Source organism: Pseudomonas sp. BR20, from assembly GCF_050780135.1.
GTDB lineage: Bacteria > Pseudomonadota > Gammaproteobacteria > Pseudomonadales > Pseudomonadaceae > Aquipseudomonas.
Genome location: NZ_CP172012.1, coordinates 4,557,350 through 4,576,678 on the forward strand (window position 1 = coordinate 4,557,350; position 19,329 = coordinate 4,576,678).

Below are 19,329 nucleotides of genomic sequence, written 5' to 3' on the forward strand. Positions count from 1 at the left end.
TGGAGAAAAACCTTTATGAAATCCCGTGCTGCAGTTGCATTTGAACCAGGCAAGCCACTTCAAATCGTCGAGATCGATGTGGCGCCGCCGCGCAAAGGCGAAGTGCTGATCAAGATCACCGATACCGGCGTGTGCCATACCGATGCCTTCACCTTGTCTGGTGATGACCCTGAAGGCTTGTTTCCGGTGGTTCTGGGCCATGAAGGGGCTGGCATCGTCGTGGAAGTCGGCGAAGGTGTCACCAGCCTCAAGCCGGGCGACCACGTTATCCCTCTGTACACCGCCGAATGCGGCGAATGCCTGTTCTGCAAGTCCGGCAAGACCAACCTTTGCGTCGCGGTCCGTGAGACCCAGGGCAAAGGCGTTATGCCCGATGGCACTACGCGGTTTTCCTATAATGGCCAGCCGCTCTATCACTACATGGGTTGCTCGACATTCAGTGAGTACACCGTGGTGGCGGAAGTCTCTGTCGCGAAGATCAACCCAGACGCCAACCCTGAGCACGTATGCCTGTTGGGCTGCGGCGTAACCACCGGGATTGGCGCAGTGCATAACACCGCCAAGGTGCAACCGGGGGACACCGTTGCAGTATTCGGTCTCGGCGGTATTGGTCTTGCCGTTATTCAAGGCGCGCGCCAGGCCAAGGCCGGCCGCATCATTGCCGTGGACACCAACCCGGGCAAGTTTGAACTCGCCAAGTCTTTCGGTGCTACCGACTGCATCAACCCGAAAGACCATGAAAAGCCGATCCAGCAAGTCATCATTGAAGCGACCGGCTGGGGTGTGGACCACTCGTTCGAATGCATCGGTAATGTGAATGTCATGCGCGCTGCGCTGGAAAGTTCGCACCGTGGCTGGGGGCAATCCATCGTCATCGGTGTGGCCGGCGCGGGTCAAGAGATTTCCACACGTCCCTTCCAGCTTGTGACTGGTCGCACCTGGAAAGGCTCGGCGTTCGGCGGCGTCAAAGGCCGTACGCAACTGCCGAAAATGGTTGAAGACGCGATGAAAGGCGAAATCGAGCTGGCGCCTTTTGTCACCCACACCATGCCACTGGAACGCATCAATGAAGCGTTCGACCTGATGCATGAAGGCAAGTCGATCCGCACCGTCATCAAGTACTGATGTGAGGCCCAGGGGCGGCAAATCCCTCGGGTCATTTCGAGTTCCTTAACGATCTGGAGATACACAGTGAGCGACATCAAACTTCATCCATCACTGGATAACGGTCTATCCCCTGCTGCCGCTGACTTTACCGGGGGCACTCTGCAATGCCTGTGCGCCGCGGATAAGGTCGAGGTGACCATCGCTGCCCAGACCCTGCATAACCATGCCTGTGGTTGCAGCAAATGCTGGAAACCGGCGGGCGCGACATTTGCCGTCATCGCGGTGGTGCCGCGCGATGCTGTCAGCGTCACGGCACATGCCGACAAGCTCGCCATTGTGGACAAGAACGCAGCCATTCAGCGCCACGCCTGCACTGCGTGCCACGCGCACCTGTACGGGCGTATCGAGAACAAGGATCACGCCTTCTACGGTCTGGACTTCGTTCACACTGAACTGTCGCCACAGACTGGTTGGTCTGCGCCGGGGTTCGCGGCGTTCGTTTCTTCGATCATTGAAACCGGCACCCCTCCTGAGCAGATGAAGGGCATCCGTACACGTCTGCGCTCAATCGGCCTGGAGACCTACGACTGCCTATCCCCGGACTTGATGGATGTATTGGCAACCCAAGTCGCCAAGCTCAAAGGCATCGCGCAGGCTCACTGATACGGGTAACCGTCAGTTCTGCACTAAAAAAGGCGCCGCCAATCGATTTGAACAATTGACGGCGCCAAACCGTTTTCGAGCGCTGTAAACGCCTCAAAACGGGCACCCAATCAAGTGGCTAGTGCACAGCCTTTTGTCGCTTGAACCCATGCAGCAATGCGTCAGTCGCCACGATCGCGTCATACACCAGGTCCGGCGTCACCGTGAAAGGCATGTTGTGCATCGTGTCGTTTTTATCGCAGGCCAACTCGGCGACTTTTCTCCACTCCGCTTCTTTGAAGTGTTTGAGCCCCAAGTCTTCGAGCGTCAGAGGCAAACCCACGGCCATGGCAATGTCCACCACCTCCTCAATCTCCGCCATAGGCGCAGCTTCCATCACGAGCTGGGTGAACAGGCCGAACACGACCTTTTCCCCGTGTTGTGCACCGTGCAGGTCATGCACGTTGGTCATGCCGTTATGGATCGCATGCGCAGCGGCGCAACCACCGGACTCAGCCCCGACAGCCGACATGTAGATGGTGGCCTCAATCGTATTCTCCAGGGCAGCCGTAATGGCTTTCTTCTGCACCGCGAATGCCGCTTGGGCCGAATACTTTTTGATGGTCTCGTAGCACGTTTGCGCAATCGCAAACCCGATCAATGTGGGTTTGAGCATCTTGCCGTCATTGCCCAGGATCAGATTGTCACGCTGCGCGGCAAAGCACGCTCGCGCCTCGAAATACGTGGCCAGACCGTCACCCACACCCGCAGCAAAAAACCGCGGGGGTTGTTCGGCCAGAATGCGTGTGTCGGCTAAAACAACGTCCGGATTTTTGGATAAAAACAGATAGCGATTGAACGTATCGTCGTCGTTGTAAATCACCGAAATCGCCGTGCAGGGCGCGTCCGTGGAGGCTAGCGTAGGCAGGATCAGCACGGGTTTTTCCAGGAAGTGTGCTGCCGCCTTAGCGGTATCCAGGGTTTTCCCGCCACCTATCCCCACGACATAATCAGCCCCGCGTGCCACCTCCACGTGCCTGTTGATTTCACTGTCGGAACATTGCCCACCAAACACGGCCAACTCCGCGCGTTGTTCGTTCTTGAACCCCGGCATCGCTTTCTCATGAACCCGGCCGACGATAAATTGATCGCAGATCAAATAGGCATTGGCCCCGAAGGCTTTGCCATGTAGTGCTAAATCCACCAGCGCATCGGCCTGGACCAGAAATTTGGCCGGCGATGCAATGCCTTTGGTAATTGTCATCTCATTCCCTCACGTCGCCTGCGCAAAACGCTCAACGTATGCACGCTTGAGCGTTCCCCAGCGCTGATGACGAATCAGTTAAATACCATTCCGCCATCGATGATCACGGCCTGCCCGGTCATGTAGTTGGAGTCAGGGCCGGACAGGAACGAAACACAGGCCGCCACATCTTCGGGCTGGGAAAGTCGCTTCAATGTGATGTGCTGAGCAAATTGTTCCATTCCCCATTCAATGCTTTGATTGGCGTTATCGGCCACGTCCTGGGCGACCTTGCGCATCATCGGTGTGTTCACGATGCCAGGGCAGTAGGCGTTTACCGTAATACCCAGATGAGCCAATTCCCGAGCTGCGGTCTGGGTGATACCACGCACGGCAAACTTGGTCCCGCCGTACACCGCCAGGTCAGGGTTGCCGATATGACCCGCCTGCGAAGAAGCGCTGATGATTTTGCCGCCGTGACCTAACGCCTTGAACGCCTTTACTGCTGCCTGTATGCCCCAGAGCACACCGCCCACGTTGATGTCGAACGTGCGGCGATAGATCTCTGGCGTAATCGACTCGATGGGCGCAATGGGCGCAATGCCTGCGTTATTGATGACCACATGCAGGTCACCCAAACCATCCACCGCTGCCTGCACGGCCTTGAAAACATCCTCGCGGTCGGCCACATCGACCTTAATCGCCAGGGCTTTGCCGCCGGTTCTCCTGATGTTTTCGGCCACCTGACAGGCTGTTTCAAGGTTCATATCGGCACAGGCTACGGCGAAACCATCGGCCGCCAAGCGCAAGGCAATGGCCTCTCCGATCCCTTGACCGGCACCGGTTACAAAAGCAACTTTTCCCAAGGACTTAGTCATGCTGGTGTTCCTTCTTATTCGTGATGGGGGTTACAGACTGCTCACACATCTGCCCAGGCTCAGAAGCTTGCCTGCAGCTTCATACCGGCGACCCAGGCATTGTCCACCTCGTAGACGCCACCTGGATTGCGCACGTACTGCACGTTCGGGCGCACGGTCAGCCAGTTGGTCACGTGTACGCCGTAATTAAGTTCGATGTTGTATTCGCTGTGCTGCACAGGAACGTACTGTGGGTCGTCGTAATCACTGATGCCCGTGCTGTCGTTGATAAGGCGCTGGCGCTTGGTCACGTCGTCATTGACCTTGAGACGTGCGATACCCACGCCGAGGTCATCTTGGGGCCGCGCATCAAACGGGCCTTTGTAGACCGCGCCGATATTCTGGAAGCTTTCGATACCACTGGTGGCTTTGTCATGCACGGTCAGGCTGGCAAATACACTCAGACCGCGCGAAGCATCGCCGTTATGGGTTGTGAGCTGCTGTTGGCCAATGATCCATGCGCCGTGTTTGCTGCTGCGTGACTTTGGCGCCTGGCCGGTCAACACCTGCGGGTTACCGTTGACGTCGTCGTACAGATCGTTGGCGCTGGCACTGCTGTGGTAGTAACCCAAGCGGTATTCACCGGGTAAGGCATCTTTACCGACGGTTGGCTTCCAGATGACCTCCACCGGCACCAACGCGCCTTTGGTGCCACTGCCGCTGAGCTTGAAACCGTTGCCTGTCTCCAGGTACGACGGATTTTGCTCATACACCCCGACCTGCACCGCCCAGCGATCATCGAGGTTATAGCGCACACGCCCGCCCCACTGGCTCACTGGTCCGCTGTACCAGACATCACCGGCGACGTTGCCGATGGGTGCACTGCAAAACGACAGACTCTGGAAGTCACAGGGAAAACTGGCGAAGTCTTCGTTGACGCCCACGCGGCCGAACTTGAGATCCAGGGCGCTGTTGAAAAATTTCTGGCGGTACCACATCTGGGTCAGGCGCCAGGTCTGTCCCCTGCCCCACACCTCCTGCACCGAACTGAGTTGTGGCGCGCGGGGATCAGAAACGCGCTCGTTGGAGAGGTTGTTACCGTTGCGTTCCGTCACCAACAACTGGAACTCTGCGTCATTCCAGCCGAGTAATTTTTGCAAGTCCAGGTGAGTGCCCAGTGCCCATTGCGCGGTGTAGCGCGCCGTACGGTCATGGTTATAGCCTCCGTGGACATTGGTGGCAGCTTCGCCGACGTAACCGACGATCACGTCAACGCCCTGCTCCAGTAGCTCACTGCGTACCCCGCCCCAATCTCCGGTTCCCCATCTCGAGGCAGCGTCGTCCGCCGAGGCCGGCACAGCGATGCATGACAGGAGCCCGAGCCCCAGCGGCAATTTCCAAGCGATGTTCATGTCGATTTATCCTATTGTTTTTATGTTTTACGACACAGCGTTGACCGGACCGCAGGGCAGCGCCCTGGCGGTCACTCAAGAAAGCAATCAGTTGAAAAATGGGGCGCTACAGATCAAATGCCGGCCAGGCACAGGTATTTGATCTCCAGGTAATCCTCCAGGCCGTATTTGGAGCCTTCGCGGCCAACACCCGACGCCTTGACCCCACCAAACGGCGCGGCTTCGGAGCTGATAATGCCGGTGTTGACTCCGACGATGCCGTACTCCAGCGCCTCGCCCAAACGAAACACCCGGCTCAGGTTTGCGGTGTAGAAATACGCCGCCAGGCCGAACTCGGTGTCGTTGGCTTTAGCGATGACCTCGGCGTCATCGAAGAAGCGAAAGACCGGTGCAAGCGGGCCGAAAGTCTCCTCTTTGGCGACGCGCGCGGTGTCCGGCACATCCACCAGGATCGTGGGCTCAAAGAAATTGGCGCCCTGGGTATGTGCACCACCGCCCTGGACTACCTTGGCGCCTTTGGCCAAGGCATCCTCAATATGCTCGCGTACCTTGGCGACGGCCTTGCCATCAATCAGCGGCCCAAGCGTGACGCCCTCGCTAAAACCATCGCCAATCTTCAGAGCGCCCACCGCGCAAGCCAGTTTGTCGACGAAAGCGTCATACACCTTGTCATGCACGTACAAGCGATTGGCGCAGACGCAGGTCTGCCCTGCATTGCGAAACTTCGAAGCGAGCGCACCCTCAACGGCAGCGTCCAGGTCGGCATCGTCGAATACAATAAAGGGCGCGTTGCCGCCCAGTTCCAGAGAGACTTTTTTGATGTCGTGAGCGCATTTTCCCATGATCTGGCGCCCGATCTCAGTGGACCCCGTGAAGGAAATCTTGCGTACGACCGGGTTGCTGGTCAGCTCCTCGGCAATCTCTGCCGCAGCACCCGTGACCACCGACAGCACACCTTTGGGAATGCCTGCCTGTTCGGCGAGGTACACCAGCGCCAGTGCCGAGAACGGCGTCTGGGAGGCCGGCTTGATGACCATTGTGCAACCCGCGGCCAGCGCCGGACCGGCTTTGCGGGTGATCATTGCGCTGGGAAAGTTCCACGGCGTAATGGCGGCGCAAACACCCACGGGCTGCTTGATGACCAGCAGACGCTTGTCCGTTGCGCCTGGGATGATATCGCCGTAGACCCGCTTCGCTTCCTCCGCATACCACTCGATATAGGACGCGGCGAAGACGATTTCACCCAGCGCTTCAGGCAGCGGCTTACCCTGCTCCAGCGTCATGATGTGCGCTAGGTCATGCTGGTTTTCGATAATCAAGTCGTACCAGCGCCGCAACGTATTTGCGCGTGCCTTGGCAGAAAGCTCACGCCAGGCCGGCAACGCGTGCTCAGCCGCTTCGATGGCCCGGCGTGTTTCAGCCTTGCCCATGCGCGGCACCTGGCCGATAGTGGCGCCCGTCGATGGGTTGCTCACCGTGATCGTGGCTTCGCTGTCTGCCGCCAGCCATTCACCGTCGATAAAGGCTTGATGACGCATGAGTTCGGGGTTGTTCAAGTTCATTGCAGGTTCTCCGTTACGCGACGCTTGGTCGCGCCTTCGACACTGACGGCCTTGAACTTGAAGCCCCGGTAGTCATCGTTCTTGACCGCTGCCAAATGTTCGTTAAAGGCTCCCAATCCCCCCATGTAGAAATACACCTTGTTGCTTTTGCCGGGGATATTGGCACCGAAGATCCACGAATCGGTCTTGGCGAACAGCGTCTGATCGGCAATATCCTGGCAGGTCTTGCCCCATTCCTGCTCGCTTTGCGCAGAGGGCTCGACGCACGCCAACTCGTTCTGTTCCATGAACCCAACCAGATCGGAGACCCATTCAACTTCGGTCTCAATCGTCGGCGGAAGATTGGTAAACGGACCGTTAGGCCCCAGGATCATGAACATATTCGGGAATTTGGCGGTGGCCACCGACAGGTAGCTGGACGGGCCGTCCGCCCAGTGATCTTTCATCGAGGTGTTGTCGCGCCCACGGATATCGATGCGCTTGTAGTTACCGTCCACGGCATCAAAACCGGTGGCAAACACCAGCACATCCAGTTCGTGCTCAACCCCATCTGCCGTACGAACGCCCTTGGCAGTGATTTCTTCGATCGGGTTGGCCTTGACGTCCACCAGCGACACGTTGGCGCGGTTGAAGGTAGCGTAGTAACCGCTGTCACACAGCGGGCGCTTGGCGTAGAGATCGCGGGGCATCAACTTGCGGGCTGTTTCCGGATCCTTGACGATCTCGGCGATTTTCTCGCGAACGAAGTTTTGCGCCTCGATGTTGGCCTCTTCACTGGTGGCGATATCGTTAAAGGTCTGGAACATGTAGCGGAAACCGCCGCCGCCGTCCCAGGCGCGCTGAAAGATGGCTTTGCGTTCAGCAGCATCCACACTCATGGTGGGAATGTCGCTTTCGGGGAAGCCGAACGCCAGGCGCGAGGACCGCACCTCCTGCCAGATCGCGTCGTAGTTGCGTTTAATGTCGTCGACGTAATCGCGACTGACCGGGCCATTGCCCACCGGCACGGTGTACTGCGCAGAGCGCTGGAACACGGTCAGGTGCCCGACGGTCGGTGCGATCGCAGTAATGACCTGACACCCTGTCGAACCCGTGCCGATTACCCCTACGCGCTTGCCTTCCAGCACAGCATCGGCCGGCCAGTTGGCGGTGTGATACATGTGCCCCTTGAACTGGTCGAGGCCTTTGATCTTGGGCACATTCGTCGCGGACAACAGGCCCAGCGCCGTCACCAGATACTTGGCGCTGTATTGATGACCGTCATCGGCCGTGACCAGCCAGCGGCTGCTCTGCTCGTCGAACACGGCGGCGGTAATGCCTGTTTCGAGCTGGATATCGCGGCGCAGGTCATGGCGATCCACTGCGTGGTTCAGGTAAGACAGTATCTGTGGCTGGGTCAGGTAGCGCGTGGTGATGTCCCACTCTTGGCACAGTTCGCGGTCCCAGGAGAAGCAGTAGACGAACGACTCACTGTCGGAGAGCGCGCCGGGGTAGCGGTTCCAGAACCAGGTACCGCCGATGCCACCGGCCTTGTCGAAGGCGCGCACCTTCAAGCCCAGTTCATCGCGCAATTTCTTGAGCATGTAAATGCCGCCGAAACCTGCACCAATCACAATGGCGTCGTAGTTGATAACGTCGGTGCCAACAGAACGTTTGGCCAGAACTGTAGTTGTCATTATGTTCTCCTGTTTCAATCAGAGCGCCTGCAGGATTCAACTCAAAACAAAGCTGCAGGCAAGCCATATCCGCTCCCCTGAGCCTGTGGCTCAGGGGACATAAACGCGATAAGTAAGCGAGGGTCGATTAGAGCGAGAAGCCGCCATCCACAGCGATCGCCTGCCCGGTCACGTGAGGTGCGCACGCCAGGTAAACGGCCAACTGCCCCATGTCTTCCACGGTTTGCGCTTCCCCTTGAGGCAGCAGGCTGGACTGATGCCGCTCCCAGGACTGCACTTCGGTTTCGCCCGGTTGCGCCCAGCGCGCGGAAAGCCCCTCATCACCGCGCCACATGCCGGTGCCCACCACACCGGGGCAGAGGGCGTTGACCGTGATGCCTTCGCGGGCAACCTCCTTGGCAAACGCGTTGGTAAAACCGATCACGGCGAACTTGGAGGCGCTGTAGTGGGAGAGGTCCGGGAAACCGACTTTGCCGGCAATCGAGGCCAGGTTGATGATGCGGCCGAAGCTATGCTCGCGCATCAGCTTGAGTTCGGCTTGGCAGCAGAGGAATACGCCACGGGCGTTGATGTTCATGATGCGGTCCCACTCGCTGACGGCCAACTCATCGACCCGACCGAGGCTGACAACGCCCGCGTTGTTGACCGCCACATCCAGGCGGCCAAATTGCGCCCTGACCTGCTCAATCAGGCTGGCGACACTTTCGGGTTTACTGACGTCAACTTGCAGGGCCACAGCGCGACGCCCCAGGGCCTGGACCAAGGCGGCAGCCTCTTGCGCGATCCCCAAGTCGTAATCGGCCAGCACCAGGTCAGCGCCCGCCTGGGCAAGGCTCAGCGCAATACCCTGGCCAATGCCACGGCCAGCGCCGGTCACCAGGGCAACCTTGCCGTTCAGGGAGAAATTCACAGCGTTGAATTCGCTCATGTACTGCCTCTGTCGTTATTGTTGTTGAGATGCGACCGTTCGACGCGGCCTGCTGAGACAGACAGAGCAAGTGGGATGCCAATACCTTGATATCCAGCCACAAAGCCCGGAATAGAAGGCTCAAGGCTTGATTAATCGCAATCGCTCCACTGGCTGCCGCAAGACATAACCGCTCCAGTCTCCCCTGGGACGATGCGAATACTGAGCGGTTATGTCTCACCGACACCGGCTGACGGATTCAGCTTGAAGGGATTGGCCAAGCCGCCTTTAATGGCCATCAACAGAAAAATAAGATCCAACCTTCGGAGGTACCATGTCCTCTGGTTTTTCGAAGACTCATGTGGAACACGTGAGTCGCGTATTGCGCACTGCCCAGAATGCCCCGACCCTGCCGGTGCCGAATGCCATCCTCGATTCCTGGCGTCGCTCGGTACAGCACTACAAGCTCGACCCGGGGTCCTTACAAGGACCGAGGGTGCTGGAGGCTCACCAGATCAATGAGCATCGCCAGCGTGTCGACGATTTCCTGCACCTGGCAGGTGATGAAATGTCACGTCTGCACAGCCGCGTACGCGACGCCGACTACTGTGTGATGCTCACCGATACCCTGGGATGTACCGTCGATTACCGGATCGACTCAGCCCTGCGCGGCGAGTACCGGCGCTCCGGCATGGACGTCGGCACATGCTGGTCGGAGAAGGAGGAAGGCACGACCGCCGTCAGCGCGGTGCTGATCGACAAGCTGCCGGTCACCGTGCACAAACTCGATCATTTCCGTGCTGCGTTTATCGGCAATACCTGCTCTGCGGCGCCGATTTTTTCCCCCAGCGGCGAGATCCTGGCAGTACTGGACGTGTCTTCAGTGCGTGCTCCAGATGACCGCCGCAGCCAGCATCTGATTCGGCAAATGGTCATTCAAAGCGCCACAGAGCTCGAAAATGCCTACTTCATGTACAGCACCCAAGACCTGTGGGTATTACGGGCACACCCCCTGCCCGGCTATGTCGACAGCCAGCCGCAATGCCTGTTCGCCTGGGACCGGGATGGCCGCATAGAGGCGCTCAACCCCGCCGCGCGGCGCCTGCTGTTACAGAGCTGTGGTCGAATCCCCGCGCATATTGACGAAGCCTTCACCTCAGCAAAGTTGCCCGCCGCTGGGGATGACAGCCTCCACTTTCTGCCGTCGATGGGGTTGCATGTGCGCCTCAAGTCACCCCGTCGCCCCATCAGCGCCGCAGTAGCCGGCCACCCGGCATCAGCGCCGGACCCCAAGGTTGCACAGGCAATGGAGCTGGCGGTACGGGTCAAGGATCGTGGTCTCCCCGTGCTGATCCATGGTGAAACCGGTGCGGGCAAGGAGTTTTTTGCGCTGCAATTGCATGCCGCCAGCAAACGTCGGGACAAGCCCTTTGTCGCAGTGAATTGTGCGGCGATCCCCGAGAGCCTGATAGAGAGTGAATTGTTCGGTTATGCCGCAGGCGCCTTTACGGGCGCTTCAACCAAAGGCATGCGAGGCCTGTTGCAGCAGGCCGACGGCGGCACGTTGTTTCTCGACGAAATCGGCGACATGCCCCTGGCCCTGCAAACGCGCTTGTTGCGCGTACTCAGCGAAGGTGAAGTGGCCCCCCTGGGCGGCGCGCGCACCCAGGCCATCGATATTCAGGTGATTTGTGCCAGCCACCGCGACATTGCCACGCTGGTGGAAGCCGGCAGCTTTCGTGAAGATCTGTTTTTTCGCCTGAGCGGCGCACGCTTCGATATACCGCCACTACGCGAACGCAAAGACAAGCTGGCGTTGATCAACTCACTGCTGGACGACGAGTGCGAGCGCTCGGGCGAGCGTGTGGAACTGAGCGAATCTGCGCTGGAAATGCTGTTGAATTACAGCTGGCCGGGCAACATGCGGCAACTGCATCACGTGCTGCGATACGCCTGCGCTGTGTGTAAAAGCCAAGTGATCGGCGTAGATGATCTGCCAGTGACACTCGGCGCAAGTGCACCAGTGAAAGGCCAGGAGAACGTCAGCGGCAGCCCGGAACGCCAGGCGTTGATCGACACGCTTGTGCGCAACCGCTGGAAACCCCTGTTGGCCGCGCGAGAACTGGGGATCTCCCGTGCGACGCTGTACCGCAAAGTGAACTTGCATGGCATCAAAATGCCCGGCAAAGGATCGTACGACTGAACCTGCGGCAGGCGAGCGCTGCGCTCGCCTGCCGATGGGTTCTTACAGAAATTGCTGCAGCGCCGGTACGGCTTCGAACAAGTCCGCGACCAGGCCGTAATCGGCCACCTGGAAGATCGGTGCTTCTTCGTCCTTGTTGATCGCAACGATCACTTTGGAGTCTTTCATACCGGCCAAGTGCTGGATCGCGCCGGAGATACCGACCGCGATGTACAGCTGTGGCGCGACGATCTTGCCGGTCTGGCCGACCTGCATGTCGTTCGGTACAAAACCTGCGTCGACGGCCGCGCGGGAAGCACCGACAGCAGCGCCCAGCTTGTCGGCCAGGGCGTACAGGTGTTTGAAGTTGTCGCCGTTCTGCATGCCGCGACCGCCGGAAACGACGATCTTGGCAGCGGTCAGTTCCGGACGATCGGACTTGGCCAGTTCTTCACCAACGAAGCTCGAAGTGCCAGCGTCGTGGGCAGCAGCAACCGCTTCAACGGCAGCGGAACCACCTTCAGCGGCAACCGGGTCGAAACCGGTGGCGCGCACGGTGATCACTTTGACCGCAGCGTTCGATTGAACGGTGGCGATGGCGTTACCGGCGTAGATCGGACGCTTGAAGGTGTCAGCGCTTTCAACCGAGATGATCTCGGAGATCTGGTCAACGTCCAGGGTCGCGGCAACGCGCGGCAGGATGTTTTTGCCGTTGGAAGTAGCGGCAGCCAGGATGTGGCTGTAGCCCTTGCCCAGCTCTGCAACCAGCGGAGCAACGTTTTCCGGCAGTTGGTGAGCGTAGGCGGCGTTGTCGGCCACCAGCACTTTCGCCACGCCAGCAACTTTCGCAGCGGCTTCAGCCACGGCGCCAGCGCCTTGACCAGCGACCAGAACGTGGATGTCGCCACCGATTTTGACGGCAGCAGCCACGGTGTTCAGCGTGGCCGGGGCCAGCACTTTGTTGTCGTGTTCAGCAATAACCAAGATAGTCATTTAGATTACCTTCGCTTCGTTTTTCAGTTTCTCGACCAGTTCAGCCACCGACTTGACCTTGATACCCGCGCTGCGTGCAGCCGGCGCTTCGACTTTCACGGTCTTGTTGGTGGAGGCGGTGGAAACGCCCAAAGCGTCCGGAGTCAGCACTTCGAGAGGCTTCTTCTTGGCTTTCATGATGTTTGGCAGGGACGCATAACGCGGCTCGTTCAAACGCAGGTCGGTGGTAACGATGGCCGGCAGTTTCAGGGAAACCGTCTGTGCGCCGCCGTCGACTTCGCGGGTGACGGCAACGCTGTCGCCGCTGACTTCGACTTTCGAGGCGAAGGTGCCCTGACCGTAACCGGTCAGCGCAGCCAGCATCTGGCCAGTCTGGTTGTTGTCGCTGTCGATGGCTTGTTTGCCGAGGATCACCATCTGAGGCTGTTCCTTGTCGACAACCGCTTTCAACAGTTTGGCAACGGCCAGGGACGTCAGGTCTTCAGCGGATTCGACGAGGATGGCGCGGTCGGCACCCAGAGCCAGCGCGGTGCGCAGTTGCTCTTGAGCGGTGGACGGGCCGATGGAGACGACGACGATTTCAGTCGCAACATCTTTCTCTTTCAGGCGTACGGCTTCTTCCACGGCGATTTCACAGAATGGGTTCATCGACATTTTTACATTCGCAAGATCGACGCCTGAGTTGTCCGCTTTAACCCGGACCTTGACGTTGTAGTCGACCACCCGCTTGATGGCTACGAGGACGTTCATGGAAAACTCCATTGCAAAAAAAAGAGCCCGGCTCGCGTTCGGCGCGCCGGGAAAGCGAATCAGCGCTCGCCCAACTGCTCAATCACGCCGCTGGCCTTCAGTTGCGCCAGGCGCTCGTCGTCCAACCCCAACTGACGCTTAAGCACTTCATCCGTATGCTCACCGAGCATCGGCGCCGGGCGCAGGTATTCCACCGGCGTACCCGACATCTTGATCGGGCTGCCGACGGTCACGAAATCGGCCTTCAGCGGATGGGGTATCGTCACCAGCATATTGCGCGCCTTGACCTGAGGCTCATCCAGCGCCTGGGCGATGCTGTTGATCGCGCCTATTGGCACACCCCGAGGGTGAATACGGTCGATCCATGCCTGCGCGCGCCCCTCAAGGAAATGCCGAGACAAGATTTCGATAATCGCTTCGCGATTGGCCACCCGGTCGGCGTTACGCGTGAAACGTGGATCTTCAGGCAGGTGTGCGAGGTCAATGGCCTCGCACAACGCGACGAATTGCGAGTCGTTGCCGCAGGCGATGATGAAGTCCTGGTCACTGGCGCGGAATACCTGATACGGCACAATATTGGCGTGAGCGTTGCCATATCGCCCAGGCGGCTTGCCGGAGGCCAGGTAGTTCTGACTCTGGTTGCACAGGGTGGCAACCTGCACATCCAGCAACGCCATATCGATATGCTGACCGAGCCCGGTCTTTTCCCGGCTAAGCAGCGCCGCCTGGATCGCCACCGTGGAATACAACCCGGTCATCAGGTCGGAAAAAGCCACGCCGACCTTTTGCGGTCCGCCACCGGGCAAGTCATCGCGTTCCCCGGTGATGCTCATCAGCCCGCCGATGCCCTGCACGATAAAGTCGTAACCGGGCTCGGCAGCACGCGGGCCGGTCTGCCCGAAACCGGTGACGGAGCAGTACACCAAGCGTGGGTTCAACTCCGCCAGCGACGCGTAATCCAACCCATACTTGGCCAGGGAACCGGCCTTGTAGTTTTCGATCAGCACGTCGCAATCGGTCGCCAGGGCACGTACCAACGCCTGCCCTTCCGGGCTGGCCAAGTTGAGCGCCACCGATAACTTGCCGCGATTGGTCGACTGATAATAGGAGGCCTCAGAGGTCAGCTCGTCGCTCTGGCCTTTCATCCAGGGCGGCCCCCAGCCGCGGGTGTCGTCACCGACGCCTGGCCGTTCCACCTTGATCACTTCCGCGCCGAGGTCGGCGAGAGTTTGCCCGCACCAGGGCCCGGCAAGTACACGGCTCAAGTCGAGCACGCGGTATCCAGTCAAAGCACCCATGTCATTTCACCTTTACTTGAGCGTTCACGCGCGCTCGATAACCATCGCCAGCCCTTGGCCGACACCGATACACAGACTGACCACGGCGAAGCGTTTTCCGCTTTCCTGCAACGCCCGCGCGGTACTCAGCGCCAAGCGCGCGCCTGAGGCACCCAGTGGGTGGCCCACCGCGATCGCGCCACCGTTGGGGTTGACCCGAGGATCGTCAAGCGCAAGGCCCAGCCCCTTTAGACAACCCAGCACCTGGCTGGCAAACGCTTCGTTGATTTCGATGATATCCATGTCCGCCAGCGTCAGGCCGGCGCGGGCCAAGGCTTTGTCGATCGCCTCCACCGGGCCGACGCCCATGATGCGCGGCGCAACACCTGCGGCGGCGCTCGACAGAATTCGCGCCATAGGCACTAACCCGTGGCGCTCACCGGCGGCGGCAGTACCGATCAGCAGTGCCGCCGCCCCATCGTTTACACCTGAAGCGTTGCCGGCGGTGACCACACCACCTTCGTGCAAAGGGCTTAGGCGCGTGAGGGCCGCAAGGTCGGATTGTGGGCGTGGGTGTTCGTCTTGCTCGACCAGGTTGGGCGGCGTCTTCCGACTAGTAGGGACACTGACACCGAGGAGTTCGTCGTTGAAGAAACCGCGCTGGCGTGCGGCGTGGTAATTCGCCTGGGAACGCGCAGCGAAAACATCGGCCTGGGCCCGGTCAATGCCGTACTCCTGGGCCACGTTGTCGCCGGTCTGCGGCATGCTGTCGTTACCGAACTCGGACACAATCCTCGGGTTGGGAAAGCGTGCGCCGATGGTGCTGTCGAACACGGTGAAATCGCGGCTGTAGGCCGCCTCTGCTTTGGCCATCACGAAGGGAGCACGGGACATGCTCTCCACCCCGCCGGCAACGAACAGTTCGCCTTCCTGACAGGTAACAGCCCGGGCGGCATCGATTACCGCGGCCAGCCCACTGGCGCACAGCCGATTGATAGTCTGCCCCGGCACCGTCACAGGCAAACCGGCGAGCAGCGCAGCGTGACGCGCAATATTGCGACTGTCTTCACCGGCCTGGTTGGTATTACCAAGGATCACGTCTTCGATGGCATCGCCAGGGATGGCATAGCGAGCCAGCAATTCCCGGATCACATGGGCCGCAAGATCATCGGGCCGCACGGGCGCCAGCGCGCCAGCGTGGCGACCGAAAGGCGTGCGCAACCCTGCAAAAATATAAGCGTTGAGCATGGCAGTTTCCTAAGCGTTAAGGGATCAAGTCAGGGTCGGTTCGGGATGGCACAGCGACAGGCTGAGTGCCGCACGACGGCGCAGCCACGGGCCAGGTCGGTAACGAGGGTCACCGGTCAGTTCAGTCATGCGCTCCAGGATAGTCAGCAAACGCCGGGGCCCGACGCTGTCCCCCCAGGCCAATGGCCCTTGCGGGTAACCCAGCCCCCGGCGCACGCCTTCGTCCAGGTCTTCGACGCTGGCAATGCGTTGTTGCACGATATCGCCCGCCAGGTTGACGATCATCGCCAGCACCCGCTGGGCCACAAAGCCGACACTGTCATTGATCACGCTGACACCCACACCATCGCGTGCCAGCAATGCGTGTGCGGCATTGCGCAGGTCGACGCGGGTGGTGGGGGTAAGCATCAGCGTGCGGTAACGAGTGCAGTCGAGCAGCGGGTCGATGCAAACGGTACGGGTCGGGTCGGTGGCAAAGCGTTGCGCCGCGCGAGTGGCGTCATCCCCATACGGTGCCAGCAGGCACAACGCATCATCCGACGGTGTGGCCCCCTGCTCTACCTGCGCGCCGAGTTGCTCCAGCAATGCGCTCAAGCTGGCGCGGTCATTGTCGTTTTCGGTACCCAGCCAGACGGGCGGAAACGCCTCCACAGTAGGTACGGCCTGCGGCTCCGGCGCATCCACCCTCTGGCCATCGACATACCGGTAGAAACCACGCCCGACCTTACGCCCGACATACCCCGCCTCGAGCATCTGGCGGGTCAGCGCGGCCGGACGATAACGCGGTTCCTGGTAGAACTGGTTGTAGATTGACTCGATCACCGGGTGGGACACATCCAGCGCCGTAAGGTCGAACAACTCCAGCGGCCCCATGCGGAACCCCAAGCCTTCACGCAGGATGCGGTCAATCTCTGCGGGTTCCGTTACGCATTCCTTGAGTATCTGCAGGGCTTCGGTGCTGTAGGCACGCCCGGCGTGGTTGATGATAAAACCGGGGGTGTCCTTGGCCCGGATCCCGCGATGTCCCATCCGCGTAGCCAGCGCTTGCAAGCTGTCGCCGACGCGCGGATCGCTGGCCAAGCCATCGATGACCTCCACCACCTTCATCAGCGGTACCGGGTTGAAGAAGTGAAAGCCCGCCACACGTTCCGGGTGCTTGCACTCACGCGCGATGATGGTCACGGACAGCGATGAGGTGTTGGTGGCCAATATGCAGTCATCGCGCACCACCGCTTCAAGTTGGGCCAGCAAGGCCTGTTTGGCATCCAGGCGCTCAATAATGGCTTCCACCACCAGGTCAACATCACTGAGCTCGGTTAAAGCCGTCGCCACCCGCAAACGCTCAAGTGTTGCCTGGGCATCGCTGCCGGGAACCTTGCCCTTGGCAACCAGCTTATCCAGGGTCTGCCCCAGGTTTGCGCGAGCGGCCTCGGCGGCGCCCTCGCGGTTGTCGAACAGCAAGACTTCAACACCTGCCTGGGCTGCAATCTGGGCAATGCCGGTGCCCATGACGCCGGCACCCACCACCGCCATGCGCTTGATTTCACGTGTCATGGGTCATTCCCCCGAAAAGCTGGCTTTGCGTTTTTCCAGGAAGGCGTTGGCACCCTCCTTTTGATCCCGCGAGTCAAACAGCAACTGGAACGCCTTACGTTCCAAGGCCAGCGCACTGTCCAGGGGTAAGTCGGCACCGAGCAACATCACTTCCTTGATCTGCGCAACCGCCAACGGTGGCAATGCGGCAATCTCTGATGCGAGCTCAAGCGCGCGCGGCAACGTGCGCTCATCACTCACCATCTCGCTGACCATGCCCATTGCAAGCGCCTCGGGCGCGGGCACCAGGCAGCCCGTCAGCGCGATACGCATGGCCTGGAACTTACCGACCGCACGGATCAGCCGTTGCGTGCCCCCCGCCCCCGGCATCAGGCCTAGCTTGACCTCAGGCTGGCCGAAGCGCGCCGAGTGTCCGGCAACAATAATGTCGCAGTGCATCGCCAGCTCGCAGCCGCCACCCAAGGCAAAACCGTTGACCGCGGCGATCACCGGTTTAGGGCAACGAGCGATGGCATCCCACAGGTATTCCGTGTGACGACGGTACATCTCGATCGGGCTGGCCTGGGCGAACTCGCGGATGTCGGCGCCGGCGACGAAACACTGTTCGCCGCCGGTGAGGACGATCGAACGCACCCGCGCATCAACGGATAGCGCACGAAAGCTCTCGGCCAGTTGTTCGCGCACTGCGCTGTTAAGGGCGTTCTTTACTTCGGGCCGTTCAATACGTACGACAGCGACGCCATCCTCGCGAATCTGTACATGCACGACCGGTTCTGGTTGGGAGTTCATAGCGACCTCTTATTATTGTTTCGCTAGGCGAAACTGAGTACCGTAATTACGATACATCATAGGTAGGCTTCCAATTCTCTGTAAACATAAAATACGAAAAATCTTACAAAGCCCAATGATTACTGGTCTTTAGCCACAAACAACAAAGCCATTGGTTTTTTTAACGCAAGCGAATACAATTTCACCAGGCGAAACTGTATTTTATTTTCTTGCATTTTTTCAAAGTGAGGTTCTACCATGGCTCGCATCAAGGCAGATCGGCAGGCCGCTGACACGGCAAAGGGAGCGGATGAAATCGGGTTACTGAAGATGGGCATGCTCGATCCCGCCAGCGCATTGAGCGACGACGAAAACAGTGGCCAGTTTGTAACGGCATTGGCGCGCGGGCTGGAACTGATGAGGTGTTTCACCCCGCGCGACAACGTGCTGGGCAATCAGGACCTGGCGCGCATGACCGGCCTGCCCAAACCGACCGTGACGCGGCTGACCAATACGCTGATGCGCCTGGGCTGCCTTAAACGCGAAGTGCATTCGGGCAAGTACCAGCTGGATGTCGGGGTGTTGGGTTTTGGCTACGCCATGCTGTCGAACCTGGCGATTCGCACGGTGGCTCATCCGTTGATGGAGGACCTGGCCAATCATGCACAGGCGGCCGTCGCCATGGCATCCCGTGATCGCCTGCAGATGGTGTACCTGGATGTGGTTCAAGGTCAGGGCAATATGACCATGCGCCGTCAGATCGGCAGTTACTTGCCGCTGGCACAAAGTTCGGTAGGCCGTGCGTGCCTGGCGGCGATGCCGGAGACCGAGCGGGAGTTTTTGCTCGATCACATTCGCCAGCGCGAATCGGAACAGTGGCCAACCATTCGCAAAGGGTTGGATCGGGCGTTCAGGGATTACGCCGACTACGGCTTCTGCCTGTCGATCGGTGAGTGGCATCGCGACGTTAACTCCGTGGCCGTGCCGTTGCTGCACCCGCAGTACGGGTTGTTGACCTTCAACTGCGGCGGGCCGAGCTTCCAACTGCCCCGCGAACAGCTCATGGACGATATCGGGCCTCGCCTGATCAACATGGTGAACAACATTGGCGCCGCTGCTCGCTGACGCAACGGAGTAACGGCGCCCCAATA

17 protein-coding genes are annotated in these 19,329 nt (G+C 59.6%); 4 read left to right on the forward strand and 13 right to left on the reverse strand.

Features of this window, described 5'->3' with window-relative positions; all coding sequences use genetic code 11:
- The first annotated feature begins 15 nt into the window (after positions 1 to 15).
- Positions 16 to 1,125 (forward strand): S-(hydroxymethyl)glutathione dehydrogenase/class III alcohol dehydrogenase, encoded by a 1,110-nt coding sequence (locus ACHPFG_RS20765; RefSeq protein ID WP_060765978.1) that lies wholly within the window; start codon positions 16 to 18, stop codon positions 1,123 to 1,125.
- Between the two features lie 66 nt (positions 1,126 to 1,191).
- Complete coding sequence (gene gfa, locus ACHPFG_RS20770; RefSeq protein WP_093432437.1) at positions 1,192 to 1,770, forward strand: S-(hydroxymethyl)glutathione synthase; 579 nt, start codon at positions 1,192 to 1,194, stop codon at positions 1,768 to 1,770.
- Positions 1,771 to 1,888: 118 nt separating this feature from the next.
- Here gfa and ACHPFG_RS20775 read toward each other — a convergent pair whose 3' ends face one another.
- From ACHPFG_RS20775 to ACHPFG_RS20800, 6 genes are all read right to left on the reverse strand, one after another.
- Positions 1,889 to 3,013 (reverse strand): glycerol dehydrogenase, encoded by a 1,125-nt coding sequence (locus ACHPFG_RS20775; RefSeq protein WP_103408667.1) that lies wholly within the window; start codon positions 3,011 to 3,013, stop codon positions 1,889 to 1,891.
- A gap of 74 nt (positions 3,014 to 3,087) precedes the next feature.
- Positions 3,088 to 3,870 carry a (S)-acetoin forming diacetyl reductase gene (locus ACHPFG_RS20780; protein ID WP_093432431.1) on the reverse strand — a complete coding sequence of 261 codons (783 nt, stop codon included), beginning with the start codon at positions 3,868 to 3,870 and terminating at the stop codon, positions 3,088 to 3,090.
- Positions 3,871 to 3,929: 59 nt separating this feature from the next.
- Complete coding sequence (locus ACHPFG_RS20785) at positions 3,930 to 5,261, reverse strand: carbohydrate porin (RefSeq protein ID WP_103408666.1); 1,332 nt, start codon at positions 5,259 to 5,261, stop codon at positions 3,930 to 3,932.
- Between the two features lie 113 nt (positions 5,262 to 5,374).
- Complete coding sequence (gene gabD, locus ACHPFG_RS20790) at positions 5,375 to 6,823, reverse strand: NADP-dependent succinate-semialdehyde dehydrogenase (RefSeq protein ID WP_431700307.1); 1,449 nt, start codon at positions 6,821 to 6,823, stop codon at positions 5,375 to 5,377.
- On the reverse strand, positions 6,820 to 8,499 hold the full coding sequence (locus ACHPFG_RS20795) for a flavin-containing monooxygenase (protein WP_431700308.1): 1,680 nt from the start codon (positions 8,497 to 8,499) through the stop codon (positions 6,820 to 6,822). The genes gabD and ACHPFG_RS20795 overlap by 4 nt, the downstream gene beginning before the upstream one ends.
- A 127-nt stretch (positions 8,500 to 8,626) precedes the next feature.
- A complete protein-coding gene (locus tag ACHPFG_RS20800; RefSeq protein ID WP_431700309.1) occupies positions 8,627 to 9,427 on the reverse strand; it encodes an SDR family NAD(P)-dependent oxidoreductase in 801 nt (266 codons plus the stop codon).
- 313 nt (positions 9,428 to 9,740) lie between these two features.
- Here ACHPFG_RS20800 and ACHPFG_RS20805 point away from each other — a divergent pair, with 313 nt between their 5' ends.
- Entirely contained in the window at positions 9,741 to 11,609 is a 1,869-nt protein-coding gene (locus ACHPFG_RS20805; protein ID WP_133076213.1) for a sigma-54-dependent Fis family transcriptional regulator, read from the forward strand.
- Positions 11,610 to 11,651: 42 nt separating this feature from the next.
- Here ACHPFG_RS20805 and ACHPFG_RS20810 read toward each other — a convergent pair whose 3' ends face one another.
- The 7 genes from ACHPFG_RS20810 to ACHPFG_RS20840 form a co-directional block, all read right to left on the reverse strand.
- Positions 11,652 to 12,581, reverse strand: a complete 930-nt coding sequence (locus ACHPFG_RS20810; RefSeq protein WP_431700310.1) for an electron transfer flavoprotein subunit alpha/FixB family protein — start codon at positions 12,579 to 12,581, stop codon at positions 11,652 to 11,654.
- Positions 12,582 to 13,331, reverse strand: coding sequence for an electron transfer flavoprotein subunit beta/FixA family protein (locus ACHPFG_RS20815; protein WP_431700311.1), 750 nt, complete (start codon positions 13,329 to 13,331; stop codon positions 12,582 to 12,584).
- A 59-nt stretch (positions 13,332 to 13,390) separates the two neighbouring features.
- A complete protein-coding gene (locus ACHPFG_RS20820; protein WP_103408662.1) occupies positions 13,391 to 14,629 on the reverse strand; it encodes a CaiB/BaiF CoA transferase family protein in 1,239 nt (412 codons plus the stop codon).
- 24 nt (positions 14,630 to 14,653) lie between these two features.
- Positions 14,654 to 15,856: a 3-oxoadipyl-CoA thiolase gene (locus tag ACHPFG_RS20825; RefSeq protein ID WP_431700312.1), complete on the reverse strand. Its 1,203-nt coding sequence runs from the start codon at positions 15,854 to 15,856 to the stop codon at positions 14,654 to 14,656.
- A gap of 24 nt (positions 15,857 to 15,880) precedes the next feature.
- Positions 15,881 to 17,410: a 3-hydroxyacyl-CoA dehydrogenase gene (locus ACHPFG_RS20830; RefSeq protein ID WP_431700313.1), complete on the reverse strand. Its 1,530-nt coding sequence runs from the start codon at positions 17,408 to 17,410 to the stop codon at positions 15,881 to 15,883.
- Positions 17,411 to 17,413: 3 nt separating this feature from the next.
- Positions 17,414 to 18,199 (reverse strand): enoyl-CoA hydratase, encoded by a 786-nt coding sequence (locus tag ACHPFG_RS20835; RefSeq protein WP_431700314.1) that lies wholly within the window; start codon positions 18,197 to 18,199, stop codon positions 17,414 to 17,416.
- A 119-nt stretch (positions 18,200 to 18,318) separates the two neighbouring features.
- The gene (locus tag ACHPFG_RS20840) at positions 18,319 to 18,516 is read right to left on the reverse strand and encodes a hypothetical protein (protein WP_431703545.1); all 198 of its coding nucleotides are present in this window, start codon (positions 18,514 to 18,516) and stop codon (positions 18,319 to 18,321) included.
- Here ACHPFG_RS20840 and ACHPFG_RS20845 point away from each other — a divergent pair.
- Positions 18,437 to 19,303 carry an IclR family transcriptional regulator gene (locus tag ACHPFG_RS20845; protein ID WP_247403980.1) on the forward strand — a complete coding sequence of 289 codons (867 nt, stop codon included), beginning with the start codon at positions 18,437 to 18,439 and terminating at the stop codon, positions 19,301 to 19,303. The genes ACHPFG_RS20840 and ACHPFG_RS20845 overlap by 80 nt on opposite strands.
- The last annotated feature ends 26 nt before the right edge of the window (positions 19,304 to 19,329 follow it).

Excerpts from the sequence above, each read along its gene's own strand:
- ACHPFG_RS20765 (WP_060765978.1), top strand. The coding sequence starts at position 16 with ATGAAATCCCGTGCTGCAGTTGCATTTGAACCAGGCAAGCCACTTCAA.
- ACHPFG_RS20775 (WP_103408667.1), bottom strand. The coding sequence starts at position 3,013 with ATGACAATTACCAAAGGCATTGCATCGCCGGCCAAATTTCTGGTCCAG.
- ACHPFG_RS20780 (WP_093432431.1), bottom strand. The coding sequence starts at position 3,870 with ATGACTAAGTCCTTGGGAAAAGTTGCTTTTGTAACCGGTGCCGGTCAA.
- ACHPFG_RS20785 (WP_103408666.1), bottom strand. The coding sequence starts at position 5,261 with ATGAACATCGCTTGGAAATTGCCGCTGGGGCTCGGGCTCCTGTCATGC.
- gabD (WP_431700307.1), bottom strand. The coding sequence starts at position 6,823 with ATGAACTTGAACAACCCCGAACTCATGCGTCATCAAGCCTTTATCGAC.
- ACHPFG_RS20795 (WP_431700308.1), bottom strand. The coding sequence starts at position 8,499 with ATGACAACTACAGTTCTGGCCAAACGTTCTGTTGGCACCGACGTTATC.
- ACHPFG_RS20800 (WP_431700309.1), bottom strand. The coding sequence starts at position 9,427 with ATGAGCGAATTCAACGCTGTGAATTTCTCCCTGAACGGCAAGGTTGCC.
- ACHPFG_RS20805 (WP_133076213.1), top strand. The coding sequence starts at position 9,741 with ATGTCCTCTGGTTTTTCGAAGACTCATGTGGAACACGTGAGTCGCGTA.
- ACHPFG_RS20810 (WP_431700310.1), bottom strand. The coding sequence starts at position 12,581 with ATGACTATCTTGGTTATTGCTGAACACGACAACAAAGTGCTGGCCCCG.
- ACHPFG_RS20815 (WP_431700311.1), bottom strand. The coding sequence starts at position 13,331 with ATGAACGTCCTCGTAGCCATCAAGCGGGTGGTCGACTACAACGTCAAG.
- ACHPFG_RS20820 (WP_103408662.1), bottom strand. The coding sequence starts at position 14,629 with ATGGGTGCTTTGACTGGATACCGCGTGCTCGACTTGAGCCGTGTACTT.
- ACHPFG_RS20825 (WP_431700312.1), bottom strand. The coding sequence starts at position 15,856 with ATGCTCAACGCTTATATTTTTGCAGGGTTGCGCACGCCTTTCGGTCGC.
- ACHPFG_RS20830 (WP_431700313.1), bottom strand. The coding sequence starts at position 17,410 with ATGACACGTGAAATCAAGCGCATGGCGGTGGTGGGTGCCGGCGTCATG.
- ACHPFG_RS20835 (WP_431700314.1), bottom strand. The coding sequence starts at position 18,199 with ATGAACTCCCAACCAGAACCGGTCGTGCATGTACAGATTCGCGAGGAT.
- ACHPFG_RS20845 (WP_247403980.1), top strand. The coding sequence starts at position 18,437 with ATGGCTCGCATCAAGGCAGATCGGCAGGCCGCTGACACGGCAAAGGGA.
- ACHPFG_RS20840 (WP_431703545.1), bottom strand. The coding sequence starts at position 18,516 with ATGCCCATCTTCAGTAACCCGATTTCATCCGCTCCCTTTGCCGTGTCA.